This window comes from Variovorax sp. J22G73 (genome assembly GCF_030317035.1).
Taxonomy (GTDB): domain Bacteria; phylum Pseudomonadota; class Gammaproteobacteria; order Burkholderiales; family Burkholderiaceae_C; genus Variovorax.
This window is the reverse complement of record NZ_JASZYK010000001.1, coordinates 1569394-1587935: the sequence shown is the minus strand read 5'-3', so window position 1 is coordinate 1587935 and position 18542 is coordinate 1569394. Positions and strand designations below refer to the sequence as shown.

The window sequence follows — 18542 nt, the reverse complement described above, 5'->3', positions numbered from 1 at the left end:
TTGAGGGCCACCAATGTCTGCTGACAGCACAACGATCCCTTCGACGCCACCGGTCGGTGCCGGTGCACCCACCGCATCCATCCCGCCCTCCATCACACCGATCGCGCCGATCACACCGATCACACCGGCCGCCACCTCGGCCCCGAGCTCCTTCCCTCCCCTGCACCCCTCCTCGTCGACCGGCCACATCCGCCTGACCTCGCATGCCGGCGGCTTCGGTGCATTGCCCATCCACTGGGGCGCGGCCACGGCCACCGAACGCGGCCCGGTGGTCGGCACCACCACCAAGCGGGCGCACCGCAACGTGATCGGCACGCACAGCGGCTCCTACAGCGTGTACCGCGCGCTGGCCGTGGCAGCCGGGGCGCTCAAGCGGGAGCACAAGGCCGACCTGACCAACACCGCGCCCACCGACATCATCGGCCCCTACCCGCAGTGGAGCGAGCCCGGGCGCATCGTGTCGCTGGACCCCTGGGGCGCGCTGGTGGCCGACGTGTTTTCCGCCGAGCTGGCCGCGGGCTACGACATTCGCCCCACCATCGCCATCACCAAGGCCCACGTGATCCTGCCCGAGGTGATCGAGGCGCTGCAAAGCGGCCGCCTGAAAGCCGACGGCCACTTCCTCACCACCGGCGGCGCGGCCATGGTCACCAAGGCCGCCATCGAACCCGTGTGGTACCTGCCCGAGGTGGCGCGCCGCTTCGGCTGCTCCGAAACCGACCTGCGCCGCACCCTGTTCGAGGAAACCGGCGGCATGTACCCCGAGCTGGTCACGCGCTCCGACCTCGAGGTGTTCCTGCCGCCCATCGGCGGGCAGACCCTCTACATCTTCGGCAACCCGCGCGACCTGGCCAACCCCGCCGTGGAGCTCACCGCGCGCATCCACGACGAGTGCAACGGCTCCGACGTGTTCGGCTCCGACATCTGCACCTGCCGCCCCTACCTCACGCACGCGATTGAAGAATGCATCCAGGGCGCGCAGCGCGGCGGCGTGGGGCTCATCGCGTATTCGCGCAAGGAGGGGCGCGCGCTGGGCGAGGTGACCAAGTTCCTGGTCTACAACGCGCGCAAGCGCCAGGTGGGCGGCGACACGGCCGACCAGTATTTCGCGCGCACCGAGTGCGTGGCCGGCGTGCAGGACATGCGCTTCCAGGAGCTGATGCCCGACGTCTTCCACTGGCTGGGCATCCAGAAGATCCACCGGCTCGTGTCGATGAGCAACATGAAGTTCGACGCCATCACCGGCTCGGGCATCGAGATCGGGGAGCGCGTGAACATTCCCGACGAACTGATTCCGGCGGACGCCCGCGTCGAGATGGACGCCAAGATGGCCGCCGGCTATTTCACCCCCGGCCCGGTGCCGGACGCAGAAGAACTCAAGAAGGCCAAGGGCCGCGGACTCACTGAATGACCACCAGCAACAACACCGACCCCAACATGCCCGTCGACGGTTCCGGCAGCCTGCCCCCGGGCGGTGCCGGCAAGGTCGACCCTTCGACCGAATTCACCCCCGACACCAGCCACCCCGCCGGCGCGGCCAGCCTGCTGCGCACCACCGCCGCCATCCGCCAGCGCGCGGGCGCCCTGCTGGCGCGCGCGCGCAGCGGCGAGTCGCAGTGGTTTCGCATCGGCGACAGCGACACGCTCGAGGACACGGCCCGCACGGTGGCCGAGGTCACGCGCGAGCGCTACCCGTGGGACACCATTCCGTACCACAGCCGCTGGCGCCACTTCGAGGCCGGCGGCATCAAGCGCATCGAGGAGCTCGACACGCTGCTGGGCGAATCCGATTCGCGCACGCGCGCCCGCGCCCACATCGACCTGGTGCTGGTCAGCGTGCTGCTCGACGCCGGCGCCGGCCCCGACTGGCACTACACCGAGTCCGCCACCGGCGAGCGCTTCACGCGCTCCGAGGGGCTGGGCGTGGCGAGCTATCACGCCTTCATGAGCGGGCTGTTTTCCTCGAATCCCGAGCGCCCCTACCAGGTGGACGCGGCCGGCCTGCGCGGCCTGGTGGCCGACCGGCTGGGCGACGCCTTCAAGGTGAGCGAGGCCAATCCGCTGGTCGGCCTGGCCGGCCGCGCCATGCTGCTGCGCCGCCTGGGCGAAGCCATGGCCGAACAGCCCGAGACCTTCGGCGACGACGGCCGCCCCGGCAAGCTGTTCGATGCGCTGGTCGGCCCCTACGGCCCGGCCGCGCCGCCGACGGCTGAGGTCACGGCGCACCAGATTTTGTCGCTGCTGCTGGAAACGCTGTCGCGCATCTGGCCCTCGGCCAACGCGGTCGACAGCATCGCGGCCGACGGCAGCGACAGCGCGGGCGGCATCGGCTCGGGCGACCCGGCGCTGGCGCTGGGCGACTGCTGGCGCCACAGCGCGGTGCGCGGGCCCGGTCTCACCAACGGCTGGATGCCGTTCCACAAGCTCTCGCAGTGGCTCACGTACTCGCTGCTCGAACCCTTCGAGTGGGCCGGCGTGAAGGTGCGCCACCTCGACGCGCTCACCGCCCTGCCCGAGTACCGCAACGGCGGCCTGCTGATCGACAGCGGGGTGATCGTGCCGAAAGACCCGGCCTTTCTCACCCGCCGCTGGAAGGCCAGCGACGAATTCATCGTCGAGTGGCGCGCGCTGACGGTGGCGCTGCTGGACGAGGTGGCGCCGCGCGTGCGCAAGGTGCTCGACCGCAGCGAGGAAGAGCTGCCGCTGGCCTGCGTGCTCGAAGGCGGCACCTGGGCCGCGGGCCGGGCGCTGGCACAGCGCTTGCGCGACGGTGCGCCGCCGCTGCTGATCGAGAGCGACGGCACGGTCTTTTAGACTCTCGGGTTCTCTTCGCAACGCTACACAAGATTCCAATGAGCAACGTCCACCTCGTCAACCACCCCCTCGTCCAGCACAAGCTCACGCTGATGCGCCGCAAGGACGCGTCGACCAACAGCTTTCGCCGGCTCCTCAACGAAATCAGCATGCTGATGGCCTACGAGGTCACGCGCGACATGCCGATGCAGGACATCGAGGTGGAAACGCCGCTGGAGACCATGCAGGCCAAGGTCATCGACGGCAAGAAGCTGGTGCTGGTGTCCATCCTGCGCGCCGGCACGGGCATCCTGGACGGCATGCTCACCGTGGTGCCGGGCGCGCGCGTGGGCCACATCGGCCTGTACCGCGACCCCAAGACGCTGACGGCCGTGGAGTACTACTTCAAGATGCCCAGCGAGATGGACAGCCGCGATGTGATCGTGGTCGACCCGATGCTGGCCACCGGCAACTCGGCCGTGGCGGCGGTGGAGCGCCTGAAGGAGCTGAACCCCAAGTCGATCAAGTTCGTGTGCCTGCTGACCTGCCCCGAAGGCGTGGCGACGATGCAGAAGGCCCACCCCGACGTGCCGATCTACACGGCCGCCATCGACCGCGAGCTGGACAGCCACGGCTACATCCTGCCGGGCCTGGGCGACGCGGGCGACCGCATTTTCGGCACGAAGTAGAGCTCCCCCCCAGAGGGATTGGCTCCCCCCCAGGCTGCGCGGCACTTCGTGTCCGCTTCGCCAACCCCCTACCGGGGGCGACACCTGAGGCCCGGCGAAGCCGGTTCCTCGGTGTCTCTGGAAGGGGGCCGCGCGCGAAGCGCGCGAGCCCGGGCTTGAGCGGGCATGGGGATTGCAGCGCTGGTTCTTTCAATAAACCGAGGAGAAGACCGTGACAGCACGTCGTCAATTGATCATTCGTTCCGTGGCCGTCGCCGCGGCACTTGCGGCCGGCGCGCCGGGGCTGGCGCTGGCGCAGGCCAAGCTGAAGGTGGCGGCGGTCTACACCGTGCCCTTCGAGCAGCAATGGGTGGGGCGCATCCACAAGGCGCTGAAGGCCGCGGAGGCGCGCGGGGAAATCGAATACAAGGCCACCGAGAACGTGAGCAACGCTGACTACGAGCGCGTGATGCGCGAGTACGCGACCGGGGGCAACCAGCTGATCCTGGGCGAGGTGTTCGGGGTGGAAGCGGCGGCGCGCAAGGTGGCGAAGAACTTTCCGAAGGTCGCGTTCCTGATGGGCTCTTCGCTGAAGCCGCAGGCACCCAACTTCTCGGTGTTCGACAACTACATCCAGGAACCGGCCTACCTGAGCGGCATGGTGGCCGGCGGCATGACGAAGAGCAACCGCATCGGCATGGTCGGGGGCTTTCCGATTCCCGAGGTCAACCGGCTGATGAACGCGTTCATGGCCGGCGCCAAGGAAACGAACCCGAAGGTGGAGTTCAGCGTGAGCTTCATCAACAGCTGGTTTGACCCGCCCAAGGCCAAGGAAGCGGCCTTCGCGATGATCGACAAGGGCGCCGACGTGATGTACGCCGAGCGCTTCGGCGTCTCCGACGCGGCCAAAGAGAAGGGCAAGCTCGCCATCGGCAACGTGATCGACACGCAGAGCCAGTACCCCGACACGGTGGTGGCGTCGGCCCTGTGGAACTTCGAGCCCGCGGCCGACCGCGCCATCAAGCTGGTGAAGGAAGGCAAGTTCGCCGCCGAAGACTACGGCGTGTACGCGCAGATGAAGCACAAGGGCTCCGAACTGGCGCCGCTGGGCACCTTCGAGAAGAAGGTGCCGGCCGACATCGTCGCCAAGGTGAAGGCCAAGCAGGCCGACATCCTCGACGGCAAATTCACCGTGAAGGTGGACGACGGCCAGCCCAAGTCCACCGCCAAGTAACTGTTTCGGGTGCCTATGAACCGTGTGCGATGGCAGATCGCAAGCCAGGCCGTGGCCGTCGCAGCCGTGGTGCTCGCGCTGGCCGCGTGCCAGCGTGACTCCGCGGCCGATGCCGCTTCTTCACAGGTAGCTACACCGCCGGCGGCTTCGGCAGCGGCTTCGGCGGCTCCAGCGGCTTCGGCCGCCGCGGCCACGGCACCCATCGGCATTCCCGCCGAACTGCAGGAGCGCGCCGACGCCCTCCTCGCCGCGCACCGCCAGATGGTCGTGCTGATGACCGGCGAGCGCGCGCTGGGCGCGGCCGACAAGCGCGCTGTGAGCGCGGTCGGGCAGATGCTGTTCCACGACATGCAGGAGCGCCAGCGCGCGCTGATCGCCCAGGCCGGCGAAATGACCGACCCGGCCACCGTGCCGGCGCTGAACGCGCTGCTCGATCGCATCGAGAGCGAGCCGAGCTGGTTCGACGCCGACCGGCTGGCGTTCAAGGAATTCCTGGGCGAGCTGAGCACGCGCTACGGCCAGGCGCAGTCGCTGCCGGGCCTGAAGCTCGGGCGCCGCGCCAGCGAAGACCTGGCCGTGCTGGCCGAGATCGAGCAGGCCTACGACCGCGAACTGAAAGACGTGTTCGGCCGCTTCGCGCAGCGCGGCATCGAACCCCAACGCGAGAAATGGGCCGACTACGTCGCCAAGCTGCAGGGCCTGTACTCGCGCGAGAAGATCCTGAAAGACTTTGGCACCATCGTGCCCTACACCCTTCCCGCCGGCGGCGCGAAAGAAAAGGAAGGCGGCGACACGCGCGAGATCTTCGGGACCTCGCTGCCGCCCAAGACCGTGGTGCTGACCTTCGACGACGGCCCGCACGCCAAGCACACCGACGAGATCCTCGAGATACTGAAGCGCTACGACGCGCCCGCCATCTTCTTCGAGCTGGGCCAGAACCTGGGCAAGCTCGACGCGCAGGGCAAGGCGCAGCTAGGCGCCAACGGCGCGGTCGCCAAGCGCGTGCTGGCCGCCGGCCACACGCTGGCCAACCACAGCTTCAGCCACGGCATGATGGCCAAGATGAGCGACGACGCGGTGCGCACCGAAGCCACCGAGACCGAGGCGCTGCTCGACGCCACGGGCCGCCCGCAGTCCACGCTGTTCCGCTTTCCCTACGGCGCGCGCAACGAAGACAAGCTCAGCACGGTCGAGGCGCTCAAGCTGCGCTCCATGCTCTGGACCGTCGACTCCATGGACTGGGCCGACCCGGTGCCCAAGTCGATCGCCGACCGCGTGCTGGCCGAGGTCGACAAGGCCAAGCGCGGCGTGATCCTGTTCCACGACATCCAGGGCCGCACGGTCCAGGCGCTGCCCACGGTGCTCGACCAGCTGGTGGCCGACGGCTACCGCTTCGCCACCTGGCGCGACGGCAAGTTCGTCGTCAACGCGGCCAAGCGCCCTGCCCCCGACGACGGCGTGGCCGCGGCCGGCGACACGCTCTACCGCGAGAGCCATGCGCTGGTGATCGGCATCGACAAGTACGCCAAGTGGCCCGGCCTGCACCATGCGGTGCCCGACGCCAAGTCGATGGAGCAGCTGCTGGTCACGCGCTTCGGCTTCAAGCCCGAGAACATCACGGCGCTGTACGACGGCGAGGCCACGCGGTCGAACATCCTGCGCGCGCTGAACGACAAGCTCACCGACAACAAGCGCGTGAAGCGCGACGACCGCGTGCTGGTGTTTTTCGCCGGCCACGGCAGCACCCGCAAGCTGGCGAGCGGGCGCGACGTGGGCTACATCGTGCCGGTCGACGCGCAGCTGGACGACCTGGCCTCCGACGCCATCTCCATGCCGCAACTGCAGGAGGTGGCCGAGGCGCTGTCGGCCAAGCACGTGCTCTTTCTGGTGGACGCCTGCTACTCGGGCCTGGGCCTCACGCGCGGCGGCGCGCCGCAGGGCAGCAAGAACTTCCTGAGCGACAACGCGCGGCGCATCGGCCGCCAGATGCTCACCGCCGGCGGCGCCGACCAGCAGGTGGCCGACGACGGCCCCGGCGGGCATTCGGTGTTCACCTGGACCATGCTGCAGGCGCTGTCGGGCAAGGCCGACCTGAACGGCGACGGCGTCATCACCGGCACCGAGCTGGCGGCCTACGTGGCGCCGGCGGTGTCGGCCATCGCGCGTCAGACGCCGGCCTTCGGCAGCCTGCCGGGCTCCGAAGGCGGCGAGTTCGTGTTCGAGCTGCCCGCCGAGCGCGAAGGCCTGAGCGGCGACAGCCAGCAGCTCGACGCCGCCGCCAGCCAGGTCAACAAGCGCATCGACGAAGCCAACGAACAGGCGGTGCATGCGGCGGCCACCGCCCCCACCGCCCCCACCGTGCCCACCAAGCCGGGCAAGGATGCAGCGGGCACGGCCGGCAAGGCCGCCCCCGCCACCATCGAAGTGGTCGTGAAGAACCTCGAAGGCGCCGACGCCAAGCTCACCATGCCGGCGGCCGCGCCGCTCTCGCCGCGCGTGGCCGCCCAGCGCGCCAACGACCGCGGCCTGCAGCTGTACCGCGAGCGCCGCTACGACGAGGCCGAGGCCGCCTTCACCGAGGCGCTGAAGCTGCAACCCAGGTTCGCCCTGGCCGCCAACAACCTGGGCTTCGTGTACTTCAAGCGCGGCAAGCCGGTGGAAGCGGCACGCTGGTTCGAGCAGGCCATCGACATGGACGGCAGCCGCGCGCTGGCCTACCTGAACCTGGGCGACGCCCACCTGCAGGCCGGCAACGACGCCAAGGCGCTGGCCGCCTACACCACCTTCGTGGGCCTGGCGCCGAAGCACGCGCGCGTCGCGTCGCTGCAGGCCTGGATCGCCACACCCGACGCCGCGCACCGCCCCCAACTCACGCAGTGAACCCCATGACGAACACTTCTTCCCTGCTCCAGCGCCTGCGCGGCCCGCTGATTGCTGCCGTGGTCGGCCTTGCGCTCACGGGGTGCGCCGGGGTCTACAAGCCCGCCGCGGGCGGCACCGAGGGAGGTACGCGACTGGACGACACGCCGCGCATCGCCGTGCTTTCGGCCTTCGAGCCCGAGCTGAAGCTGCTGCTCACGCGGCTGCAGGGCCCGGTCGCGCACCGCGTGAACGGCGTGGTGTTCACCACCGGCACGCTCGAAGGCAAGCCGGTGGTGCTGTTTCTCTCGGGCATCAGCATGACCAACGCGACCATGAACACGCAGCTGGTGCTCGACCGCTTTCGCGTGACGAACATCGTGTTCAGCGGCATCGCCGGCGGCGTGAACCCGCAGCTGCACGTGGGCGACGTCACCGTGCCGGCGCAGTGGGGCCAGTACCTGGAGGTGCTGATGGCGCGCGAGACCACGCCGGGCAAGTACACCGCGCCGCCCTTCATCACCGACGCCACGCTGCCCAATTTCGGGATGATGTTCCCGCGCCCGGTCGAGGTGCGCTCGGCGGCCAGGCCCGACATTGCGCGCAAGTTCTGGTTCGAGGCCGACCCGAAGATGCTCGAGGTGGCGCGCGGCATCCGCAACGTCGAGCTGGCCCATTGCGGCGCCGGCAAGTGCCTGCCGCGCAAGCCGCAGCTGGTGGTGGGCGGCAACGGCGTGTCGGGCCAGGCCTTCATGGACAACAAGGCCTACCGCGAATACACCTACAAGACCTTCCAGGCCAACGTGCTCGACATGGAAACGGCCGCGGTGGGCATGGTCGCGTACAGCAACGGCGTGCCGTACATCGCCTTCCGCTCGCTCAGCGACCTCGCGGGCGGCGGCGACGGCGAGAACGAGATGGGCACCTTCATGAGCATCGCGGCGGACAACTCCGCCAAGGTGATGCTGGCCTTTCTCGCTGCCTGGAAGTGAGGGCGGCGCCTGTCAGCCCCGGTCGCGTGCCCGATGCCCTTGGTGCTGCAGGTGCTGCAGGTGCTCCTGGCGCCCCTCGTGCCGTTCGCCTCGTGCTGCTGCCGGGCATGGACGGCACCGGCGACCTGTTCGCGCCGCTGACGGCCGCGCTGGGGCCGGGCGCGGCGGTCGACGTGGTGCGCTACTCGGGCACGCAGCCGCAGAGCTACGCGGAGCTCGAACCGCTGGTGCGCGCGCAGTTGCCCCGAGAGGAGCCCTTCGTGCTGCTGGGCGAATCGTTTTCCGGCCCGCTCGCCATCTCCATCGCGGCCGCGCCGCCGCCGGGGCTGCGCGGGCTCATCCTGTGCTGCAGCTTTGCGCGCAGCCCCTCGCCCGGGCTGGCGCTGCTGCGCGGCGGCCTGCTCGAACTGATGATGAAGTTGCTGCACCTGGACGCCATGCGCCCGCCCATGCGCCACATGCTGCTGGGCCGCTTCGCCACCCCGCAGCTGGCCGGCATGCTGCAGGGCTCGCTGCGGCAGGTGTCGGGCGCCGTCATGGCGCGCCGCATGCACGAGGTGCAGCGGGTGAACGTGGTCGACAAGCTGGCGCAGGTGCGCGTACCCTCGATGTACCTTCAGGCCCTGCAGGACCGCATCGTTCCCGCGCAGGCCGCCCTTGTGATCCAGCGTGCGCTCGCGGGCCTGCAGGTCGTGCGCTTCGAAGGGCCGCACGGCCTGCTGCAAGCCGCGCCCGCCGCCACGGCCCAGGCCATCGACCACTTTTGCCGCACGCTCGGAGACCCCGCGCCCATCCACCCATGAACCCTACCGTGCACTCCTCCGCGCACCTCCACGCGCACACCCCGGTGCTCCGGCTCGCGGGCATCACCAAGCGCTTCGGCAGCCTGGTCGCCAACGACGCCATCTCCCTCGACCTGCAGGCCGGCGAGGTGCTCGCGCTGCTCGGCGAGAACGGCGCGGGCAAGTCGACGCTCATGTCGATCCTGTTCGGCCACTACGTCGCCGACGAAGGCGGCATCGAGGTCTTCGGCGCGCCGCTGCCGCCGGGCAACCCCAAGGCCGCGCTGGCCGCGGGCGTGGGCATGGTGCACCAGCACTTCACGCTGGCCGACAACCTGAGCGTGCTCGACAACGTGATGATGGGCACCGAGCCCCTGTGGCGCCCGGTGTCGCGCCGCGCGGCCGCGCGCGAGCGGCTGCTGGCGGTGGCCCAACGCTTCGGCCTGCCGGTGCAGCCCGACGCGAAGATCGGCAGCCTGTCGGTCGGCGAGCGCCAGCGCGTCGAGATCCTGAAGGCGCTGTACCGCGGCGCGCGCATCCTCATCCTGGACGAGCCCACCGCCGTGCTCACACCGCAGGAAAGCGAGGCGCTGTTCGCCACGCTCGCGCAGATGGTGGCGCAGGGGCTGTCGGTCATTTTCATCAGCCACAAGCTGGGCGAGGTGCTGCGCGTGTCGCACCGCGTGGCCGTGCTGCGCGGCGGCAAGCTGGTGGCCGAGGCGCGCACCGCCGACACCACGCAGGCGCAGCTCGCGCTGTGGATGGTCGGCCACGCGGTCGAGGCGCCGCAGCGGCGGCCGGCCAGGTCGGTGGGCGACGCGGTCTGCGTGCTCGACCATGTGAGCACCGCGTCGGCCAGGAACGGCGGGCAGGACCGGCTTCGCGAGGTGTCGCTGACGCTGCGCGCGGGCGAAATCACCGCCATCGCCGGGGTTTCCGGCAACGGACAGGTCGCGCTGGCCGAGCTGCTGTGCGGCACGCGCCGCGCGGTGTCGGGCACGGCGCAGCTCATGGGCCGCGCGCTGCCGCCCTCGCCCGCCCGGCTGGTGCAGCGCGGCGTGGCGCGCATTCCCGAAGACCGTCACGCGGTCGGCGTGGTCGGCGACTTGCCGGTGTGGGAGAACGCGGTGTCCGAGCGGCTGCGCAGCCCGGTGTTCTCCCGCTGGTCGTTCATCGTGAAGCGCGCGGCGGCCCGGCTGCACGCGCGGCGCATCGAGAAGGCTTTCGACGTGCGCGGCGCCGGGCTGATGGCGCCGGCGCGCTCGCTCTCGGGCGGCAACATGCAGAAATTGATCCTGGGGCGCGCGCTGCTCGCGCCCGAACAGCCTGAGCAGCGTGAACTGCGTGAACAACGCGGAGGCTCGAAGCACGATGACAACAAGAAGTACCCGAACCGCGCGCCGCGCCTCATCGTCGCGCACCAGCCGACCTGGGGCCTGGACATCGGCGCGGTCGCCTATGTGCAGCAGCAGCTCATCGCCGCGCGCGACGCGGGCGCGGCGGTGCTGGTGATTTCGGACGACCTCGACGAAGTGCTGACCCTCGGCGACCGCGTGGCGGTGATGCACGGCGGCCACCTGGGCGATGCGCGGCCCGCCGCGGCGTGGACGCGCGAGGCCATCGGCCTGGCCATGGCGGGTGCAACGGCCGGTTCGCTGGCCGGCGCGACAGCGCCGCAGCCCAAGGGAGCCGCCTCATGATGCGGCTCGAACGACGCCACGAAACATCGCGCACGGCGTTGGTGCTGGCACCGGTGGGTGCGGTCGTGTTCACGCTCGCGATCAGCGCGCTGCTGGTGCTGTGGGCCGGCGCGCCGGTCGGGCGCACCTACGCGCTGCTGCTGCAGGGCGGCTTCGGCTCGGTGTTCGCCTGGAGCGAGACGCTGACGCGCGCCATTCCGCTGATCCTCACCGGGCTGGCGGCCACGGTCGCGTTCAAGGCGCGGCTGTTCAACATCGGCGCCGAAGGCCAGCTCTACGCGGGCGCGCTGGCGGCGGTCGCCGTCGGCGGCATGCATGGCGGCACCGGCTTCGAGCTGTCGCCGTGGCTGCTGTTCCCGCTCATGACGCTGGCCGCCGCCGTGGCCGGCGCGCTCATGCTGCTGGGCCCGGCGCTGATGAAGAACAAGCTGGGCGTGGACGAGGTGGTGACCACGCTGCTCATCAACTTCATCGTGCTGCTGGGCGTGTCGGCGCTGCTCGACGGGCCGATGAAAGACCCGAGCGCCATGGGCTGGCCGCAGAGCGTGTCGCTGCAACCCGACCTGGAGCTGGGCAAGCTCATCGCGCAGACGCGGGTGCACACCGGCCTGCTGTGGGCGGTGTCGCTCGCGGTGATGGTGTGGGCCGTGTTCAAGTACACGGTGCTGGGTTTCGACATTCGCGCGGTCGGCGCCAATGCGCGCGCCGCCGCGTTCGCGGGCGTACCGGTGACGCGCACGGTCGTCATGGTGGCGCTGCTCTCGGGCGCGCTGGCCGGGCTGGCGGGCGCCATCGAGGTGGCGGGCCGCACCAGCTACGTCACGCTCGACATGTCGCCGGGCTACGGCTACACGGGCATCGTGATCGCGATGCTGGCGGGCCTGCATCCGCTGGGCGTGATCGCCGCGGGTGTGTTCGTGGCGGGCGTGCTCGTCGGCGCGGACACCATGAGCCGCGCGGTCGGCGTGCCGACGTACATCGCCGACGTGATCGTCGCGGCCTCGCTGATCGCCGTGCTGGTGGCGACCTTGCTGACGCAGTACCGGGTGAGGATGAAGAAATGACCGACCTCCTCGACATCCTCTCCAACCCCGCCTTCTGGGTCGCGGTGCTGCGCATCGCCACGCCGCTCGTCCTCGGCACGCTCGGCGTGCTGCTGTGCGAGCGCGCGGGCGTGCTCAACCTCGGCATCGAAGGGATCATGGTCGCGGGCGCCTTCACCGGCTGGCTCGCGGTGTACGCCGGCGCGCCGCTGTGGATGGGCGTGGCCGTGGCCGCGCTCACGGGCATGGTGTTCGGCCTGCTGCACGCTTTTCTCACCGTGGGCCTGGCACTGTCGCAGCACGTGTCCGGCCTGGGCATCACGCTGCTCGCCACGTCGCTGAGCTACTTCGGCTACCGCGTGAGCTTTCCGAAGGTGAACACGCCGCCCACCATCACGCCCTTCGCGCCGATGGACTGGCTGCCCATTCCGATCCTCAACGCGCAAACCGCGCTCACGCTGTTCGCCCTGCTGCTGGTGCCCGTGGTCGGCTGGGTGCTGTACCGCACGCCGCTGGGCCTGGCGCTGCGCATGGTCGGCGAGAACCCGCAGGCCGCCGAGAGCCAGGGCGTGTCGGTCGCGGCCACGCGCACCGGCGCCATCGTCGCGGGCTCGGCGCTGATGGGCATTGCGGGCTCGTTTCTCACGCTGTCGGCCTTCAACGCCTTCTTCTTCAACATGGTGAACGGCCGCGGCTGGATCTGCGTGGCGCTGGTGGTGTTCGCCTCGTGGCGGCCGGGCAAGGCGCTCCTGGGCGCGCTGCTGTTCGCCTTCTTCGATGCGCTGCAACTGCGGCTGCAACAATCGGGCGACGCCGTGCTGCCCTACCAGCTGTATTTGATGCTGCCGTACCTGCTGTCGATCCTGGCGCTGGTGCTGGTGGCGCGCAAGGCCAGCTATCCGCAGGCACTGATGAAGCCCTACCGCAAGGGAGAACGCTGATGAAGACGACCACCCTCCTCGCACGCTGCGCGCTGCTCGCCGCCTGCCTCGCCCCGGGCGCCGGCGCGCACGCGCTGGGCAGCGACTACAGCTACGACACCTTCAAGACGCCCGACGCGGTCAGCTGGGTGCAGCTGTGCGGCACCTGGGGCCAGGGCAAGGCGCCGCAGGGCACCTACCGCGTGGTGCACGCCGAGCAGTACGCGCAGTCGTTCCTGTACGTGCAGTGGATGACGCGCGACGCCAACGGCGGCCTGCATGCCGAGCACACCGTCGCCATTGCCGAGCTGGACAACGACCACGCGGAGATCGCGCTGAGCGAGCTCACCTGCCGCGCCACGCCACGCGGCATCGTGGTGACGGCCAAGGCCGATGCCGGCCACGACGACAAGCTGCGCCGCGTGACCATCGAGGTCGGCCCCGCGCCGGGGCAGTACCGCTTCCGGGCGCAGCGCATGCGCTGATGCGCGGGCCCTGCACAGCCCCGCTCCAACACTGCTCCACGAACAAACGAGACCCCCACGATGCTCGACCTTCTCATCACCCACGCCACCCTCCCCGACGGCCGCACCGGCATGTCGATCGCCGTGCAGGACGGGCGCATCGCCGAAGTCACCGAAGGCCTGGCCGCGCCCGCGCACGAGACCATCGACGCGCAGGGCCTGCTGGTTGCGCCGCACTTCGTCGACCCGCACTTCCACATGGACGCCACGCTCAGCTACGGGCTGCCGCGCGTCAACCAGAGCGGCACGCTGCTCGAGGGCATCGCGCTGTGGGGCGAGCTGAAACCGCTGCTGACGGCCGATGCGCTCATCGAGCGCGCGCTGGCCTACTGCGACTGGGCCGTGGCCAAGGGCCTGCTCGCGGTGCGCACGCACGTGGACACCAGCGACCCGAGCCTGCTGGCGGTCGATGCGCTGCTGGAGGTCAAGCGCCAGGTGGCGCCCTACCTCGACCTGCAGCTGGTCGCGTTTCCGCAGGATGGCGTGCTGCGCTCGCCCGGCGGTGTCGACAACATCGAGCGCGCGCTCGACCGGGGCGTGGACGTGGTCGGCGGCATTCCGCACTTCGAGCGCACCATGGCCGACGGCGCGGCCAGCGTGAAGCTGCTGTGCGAGATGGCGGCCGCGCGCGGCAAGCTGGTCGACATGCACTGCGACGAGTCGGACGACCCGCTGTCGCGCCACATCGAGACGCTGGCCTTCGAGGCGCAGCGCCTGGGCCTGCAGGGCCGCGTCACCGGCTCGCACTGCACCTCGATGCATTCGATGGACAACTACTACGTGAGCAAGCTGCTGCCGCTCATCGCGCAAAGCGGCGTGGCCGTCATTGCCAACCCGCTCATCAACATCACGCTGCAGGGCCGCCACGACACCTACCCCAAGCGCCGCGGCATGACGCGCGTGCCCGAGCTGATGGCCGCCGGCGTGAACGTCGCCTTCGGCCACGACTGCGTGATGGACCCCTGGTACGGCATGGGCTCGGGCGACATGCTCGAAGTGGCGCACATGGGCCTGCACGTGGCGCAGATGACCAGCCAGGCCGGCATTCGCCAGTGCTTCGAGGCCGTGACGACGAACGCGGCGCGCGTGATGCACCTGGAAGGCTACGGCCTGGCCGCCGGCTGCGACGCGAGCTTCGTGCTGCTGCAGGCGCGCGACCCGGTCGAGGCGATTCGCCTGCGCGCCACGCGGCTCAAGGTGTTTCGCAAGGGCAAGCTGCTGGCCGAGACGCCGGCGGCCACGGCGAGCCTGCACCTGGCGGGGCGGGACGGCGCGACGAGCTGGATGACGCCGCAGCGCCACGGCTGAATCAGTCCTCCTCGAAGGCCCCGGCCGCCGCCGCCGCGGCCGCGCCCGCGGTGCCCATCAGCGCCGCCTCGATCTTGCGCACCTCGCGGCGCAGCTCCCGCGCCATGTCCTCCCGGCGTTCCGCCCCCAGCCGCCCGGAGATGGCCGCGATGCTGATCGCGCCCACCGGGTTGTTCCTGGGAAAGGCCATGCCGATGGCGCCCGTGCCCGGCGTGACCGCGCTGTCCAGGAACGAATAGCCCTGCGCACGGCCCTGCGCCACCGCCTCGCGCAAGAAGTCGGCGGTGAAAGACGCGAACTTCTCGTAGCGGTGGCCGTTGGCCTGGATGATGGCTTCGGCCTCCGCCTCGGGCATGGCGCAGAGCATCGACAGGCCCCCCGCGCCCACACCCAGCGGGCGCCGGATGCCGATGTCCAGCGGCATCGCCTTGATGGGAAAGTCGCCCAGCGCGCGGTTGGTGCACACCGCCTCCATGCCGCTGCGCTCGCTGAGGTACAGCGTGTCCTGCGTCAGGTCGGCCAGCCGGTGCAGCGCGCCGTCGCACAGGTCGCTGAGCCGGTAGCGCGGCCGCGCGAGCAGCCCCAGTTCGTGCAGCAACGGCCCGAGAAAGTACTTGCGCGTGGCCACGTCGCGGTCGACCAACCCTTCGATTTCCAGCCGCGCCAGCATGCGCGCGCAGGTCGACTGCGGCAGCCCGCTGGTGGCCGCTATTTCGCCGATGCGCATGCCGCGCCGGCCACGCGACGCCACAACGCGGAGCATGCCGACCACGCGCTCGATGCTCTGCGTGCCGGTGCGCGCGTTCTCACCTTGTGGCGATTGCTTGCCTGCCATGTTCAACGTCCTGCTCTTGTCGCTTAGGTGTCGATTTATATTGCATCCACATTGTGGATATTTAAGGGTCAACCCTATCCGGAGCACCACACCCGCCCGTCTGTAATTCATGGGAGACGACAACGCATATCGCCACATTGTGGATACCCAAGGAATGCAGATGCCCCAGACGATGACCGAGAAAATCCTGGCCCGCGTGGCCGGGCGCGACAGCGTTCGAGCTGGCGAAGAAGTGCTGGCCCGGCCCGACTTCGTGATTGCCTACGACTTCCCCGGCTACACCGACGTGTTCTTCAGGGAAGCCCGTGAAGAGTTCGGCGTGGACAAGGTGCCCAGCCCCGAGCGCTTCGTGCTCTTCATCGACCACATGGTCCCGGCCACGGCGCCCAAGGAAGAAGAGCTGCACAAGGTGACCCGCGCCTGGGGCAAGGAACAGGGCGTGCCGGTGCACGAGCGCGAAGGCATCGGCCACCAGGTGTCGGCCGAACTCGGCTACGCCACGCCGGGCGCCTTCGCGGTGCACTTCGACGGCCACGTGAGCCAGCTGGGTGCCTTCGGCACGCTGGCCATGGGCGCGCGCAAGAGCGTGCTGGAAACCTTCGTGAGCGAGACCATGGCGCTCACGGTGCCCGGCACGGTGAAGATCGAGCTCACCGGCACCCTGCAGCCCGGCGTGATGGCGCGCGACGTGTTCCACCACATGGTGCGCGTGCTGGGCCCGTCGTCGTGCCGCTTCAAGGTGGTGGAGCTGTGCGGCCCGGTGATCGATGCCATGAGCATCGAAGGCCGCCAGACCATCTGCGGCCAGGCCATGTTCCTGGGCGCGACCACCATGCTGATCGCGCCGGACGCGAAGACGCTGGCCTACGCCCAGGGCCGCTCGAAGATCGCGCTCGAACCGGTCTACCCCGACGCCGACGCGGTGTACGACCGCGAGGTGACCATCGACGTGAGCGCGCTCGCACCCATCGTCGTGGCGCCGCCGAGCCCCGCGAACACGCGCGACCTGAGCGAGTACGCGGGCCTCGAAGTGCACACCGGCTATCTCGGCTCCTGCGCCAGCGGCCGGCTCGAAGACCTGCGCGCCGCGGCCGACGTGCTGCGCGGGCGCCGCATCAAGCAGGGCTTTCAGCTGCACGTGGTGCCGACCTCGCAGGCCATCATGTCGCAGGCCGCGAAGGAAGGGCTGATTTCCACGCTGGTGGACGCGGGCGCCTTCATCAGCTCGTCGAGCTGCGACTACTGCTACGGCCGCATCGCGACCATGACCGACGGCCAGCGTGCCGTGTCCACCGGCACGCTGAACACGCCGGGCCGCATGGGCAGCGCCGATTCGGAGATCTTCATCTGCAACGCCGCGGTGGTCGCGGCCTCGGCGCTCGAAGGCTGCATTGCCGACCCCCGCCCCTACCTGGCCGAAGCCGCCAGGGCCAGGGCCGAGGCACTCGAAGGGAGCGCAGCATGAGCATGCCCAACCTGCAAGGCCGCGCGGCCTGGATCTTCCAGGAAGACGACTTCGACATCGACCTGATCGTCGGCATCAAGAACATCAAGATCACCGACATCCACGAGCTCGCCGCCGTCACCATGACGAGCTACGACCCCGACTTTGCTGCGACGGTGAAGAAGGGCGACCTGCTGGTGGGCGGCCACAACTTCGGCTACGGCCACCCGCACTACCCGGCCATGCGCGCCATGCGCCACCTGGGCGTGGCGGGCGTGATTGCCGAGTCGTTCTCGCCGGGCTTCTTCCGCGGCGAGATCAGCATGGGTTTTCCGCTCGTGACCTGCCCCGGCATCCGCGAGCTCACCACGCGCTGGGACGAACTGAAGGTCGACTGGAACGCCAGCACCGTCACGCACATGGCCAGCGGCAAGCAGTTGCCCTTCGAGCGCCTGTCGTCGGTGGAGCGCGGCACGCTGGAGGCCGGCGGCTTCATTCCCTACCTGAAGGCGCGGCTGGCGAAGCAAGGCGAGCAGTCGCCGCTGCCCGCTTGAGCCCGGAGCGCACCGCATGCTCCAGATGATCGTGAGCGGCGTCGCCCTGGGCGCCATCTACGGGCTGATCGCCCTGGGCATCGTGATGGTGTTCAAGGCGACCGGCATCCTCAATTTCGCGCACGGCGAGGCGGCCATGCTCTCGGCCTTCACCGCCTACACCCTCGTGCGGCTGGGCGTGCCGATGTGGGCGGTGGTGCCGCTGGTGCTGTTGTTCGGCGCGGCGCTGGGCATGCTGATCGAGCGCTTCATCATCCGCCGCTTCATCGGCAAGGCGCTGCTGTCGTCGGCCATCTGCACGCTGGGCCTGTTCCTGATCTTCGGCGACCTGGCCATCTGGATCTGGGGCAAGGACACGCAGGAGCTGCCGAGCGTGTTCCCGGCCGCGCCCATCGACGTGGGCGGCGTGATCGTCTCGGGCATCGACCTGGGCATCGTGGGCGTGTGCGCGGTGCTGGCCGGCGCGCTGTTCGCGTTCTTCCGCTTCACGCGGCTGGGCATCGCGATGCAGGCCACCATGGAGAACCCGACCGCCGCGCGGCTCATGGGCATTCCCATCAAGCGCATCTATTCGCTGGCCTGGGCGCTGTCGCACGTCATCGCGGCGGCGGCCGGCCTGCTGATCGCGCCGCTGACCTTCGTGCACTTCTCGATGATGCAAAGCGCCCTGCACTTCGCCTTCGCGGCGGCGGTGCTCGGCGGCATCGGCAGCATGCCTGGCGCGCTGCTGGGCGGCGTGATCATCGGCGTGACCTCCAACCTCACCGGCGCCTACCTGTCTTCCGAGTGGAAAGACGCGGTGCCTTTCATCGTGATGCTGGCCATCCTGATCCTGCGGCCACACGGGTTGCTGGCGCGGCGCCAGGTCAAGAAAGTCTGAGGAAAG

General features: G+C 69.8%; 16 protein-coding genes. 15 read left to right on the top strand and 1 reads right to left on the bottom strand.

Features of this window, described 5'->3' with window-relative positions:
• Positions 1–13 precede the first annotated feature (13 nt).
• The 12 genes from QTI51_RS07480 (at position 14) to QTI51_RS07425 (ending at position 14823) form a co-directional block, all read left to right on the top strand.
• Positions 14–1411: a GTP cyclohydrolase II gene (locus tag QTI51_RS07480; protein ID WP_286512144.1), complete on the top strand. Its 1398-nt coding sequence runs from the start codon at positions 14–16 to the stop codon at positions 1409–1411.
• On the top strand, positions 1408–2814 hold the full coding sequence (locus tag QTI51_RS07475) for a URC4/urg3 family protein (RefSeq protein WP_286512146.1): 1407 nt from the start codon (positions 1408–1410) through the stop codon (positions 2812–2814). The genes QTI51_RS07480 and QTI51_RS07475 overlap by 4 nt, the downstream gene beginning before the upstream one ends.
• A 38-nt stretch (positions 2815–2852) precedes the next feature.
• Positions 2853–3482, top strand: coding sequence for a uracil phosphoribosyltransferase (gene upp, locus QTI51_RS07470; RefSeq protein WP_116908990.1), 630 nt, complete (start codon positions 2853–2855; stop codon positions 3480–3482).
• Between the two features lie 211 nt (positions 3483–3693).
• Positions 3694–4695, top strand: coding sequence for a BMP family protein (locus tag QTI51_RS07465; protein ID WP_116908989.1), 1002 nt, complete (start codon positions 3694–3696; stop codon positions 4693–4695).
• A 51-nt stretch (positions 4696–4746) separates the two neighbouring features.
• Positions 4747–7575 (top strand): polysaccharide deacetylase family protein, encoded by a 2829-nt coding sequence (locus QTI51_RS07460; RefSeq protein ID WP_286512149.1) that lies wholly within the window; start codon positions 4747–4749, stop codon positions 7573–7575.
• Positions 7576–7580: 5 nt separating this feature from the next.
• The gene (locus tag QTI51_RS07455; protein WP_207786665.1) at positions 7581–8546 is read left to right on the top strand and encodes a 5'-methylthioadenosine/S-adenosylhomocysteine nucleosidase; all 966 of its coding nucleotides are present in this window, start codon (positions 7581–7583) and stop codon (positions 8544–8546) included.
• Between the two features lie 92 nt (positions 8547–8638).
• Positions 8639–9349 (top strand): alpha/beta fold hydrolase, encoded by a 711-nt coding sequence (locus QTI51_RS07450; protein WP_286512154.1) that lies wholly within the window; start codon positions 8639–8641, stop codon positions 9347–9349.
• Positions 9346–11028 (top strand): ABC transporter ATP-binding protein, encoded by a 1683-nt coding sequence (locus QTI51_RS07445; protein ID WP_116908987.1) that lies wholly within the window; start codon positions 9346–9348, stop codon positions 11026–11028. The genes QTI51_RS07450 and QTI51_RS07445 overlap by 4 nt, the downstream gene beginning before the upstream one ends.
• Positions 11028–12092 carry an ABC transporter permease gene (locus tag QTI51_RS07440; RefSeq protein WP_286513680.1) on the top strand — a complete coding sequence of 355 codons (1065 nt, stop codon included), beginning with the start codon at positions 11028–11030 and terminating at the stop codon, positions 12090–12092. The genes QTI51_RS07445 and QTI51_RS07440 overlap by 1 nt, the downstream gene beginning before the upstream one ends.
• Entirely contained in the window at positions 12089–13012 is a 924-nt protein-coding gene (locus QTI51_RS07435) for an ABC transporter permease (RefSeq protein ID WP_116908985.1), read from the top strand. Before QTI51_RS07440 ends, QTI51_RS07435 begins: the two co-directional genes overlap by 4 nt.
• Positions 13012–13476, top strand: coding sequence for a hypothetical protein (locus tag QTI51_RS07430; RefSeq protein WP_116908984.1), 465 nt, complete (start codon positions 13012–13014; stop codon positions 13474–13476). The genes QTI51_RS07435 and QTI51_RS07430 overlap by 1 nt, the downstream gene beginning before the upstream one ends.
• A gap of 60 nt (positions 13477–13536) precedes the next feature.
• Positions 13537–14823 carry an amidohydrolase family protein gene (locus tag QTI51_RS07425; protein ID WP_116908983.1) on the top strand — a complete coding sequence of 429 codons (1287 nt, stop codon included), beginning with the start codon at positions 13537–13539 and terminating at the stop codon, positions 14821–14823.
• A 1-nt stretch (position 14824) separates the two neighbouring features.
• Here the strand turns inward: QTI51_RS07425 and QTI51_RS07420 are convergent, their stop codons facing one another.
• Positions 14825–15658, bottom strand: a complete 834-nt coding sequence (locus QTI51_RS07420; protein WP_116909109.1) for an IclR family transcriptional regulator — start codon at positions 15656–15658, stop codon at positions 14825–14827.
• A gap of 160 nt (positions 15659–15818) precedes the next feature.
• On the opposite strand from QTI51_RS07420, the gene QTI51_RS07415 reads away from it, so the two are divergent.
• From QTI51_RS07415 to QTI51_RS07405, 3 genes are read left to right on the top strand one after another with little or no spacing between them, the layout of a single operon-like run.
• Entirely contained in the window at positions 15819–17123 is a 1305-nt protein-coding gene (locus tag QTI51_RS07415) for a 3-isopropylmalate dehydratase large subunit (protein ID WP_116909108.1), read from the top strand.
• Positions 17120–17656 carry a LeuD/DmdB family oxidoreductase small subunit gene (locus QTI51_RS07410; RefSeq protein ID WP_116908982.1) on the top strand — a complete coding sequence of 179 codons (537 nt, stop codon included), beginning with the start codon at positions 17120–17122 and terminating at the stop codon, positions 17654–17656. Before QTI51_RS07415 ends, QTI51_RS07410 begins: the two co-directional genes overlap by 4 nt.
• Positions 17657–17672: 16 nt before the next feature.
• On the top strand, positions 17673–18536 hold the full coding sequence (locus QTI51_RS07405; protein ID WP_116908981.1) for a branched-chain amino acid ABC transporter permease: 864 nt from the start codon (positions 17673–17675) through the stop codon (positions 18534–18536).
• The last annotated feature ends 6 nt before the right edge of the window (positions 18537–18542 follow it).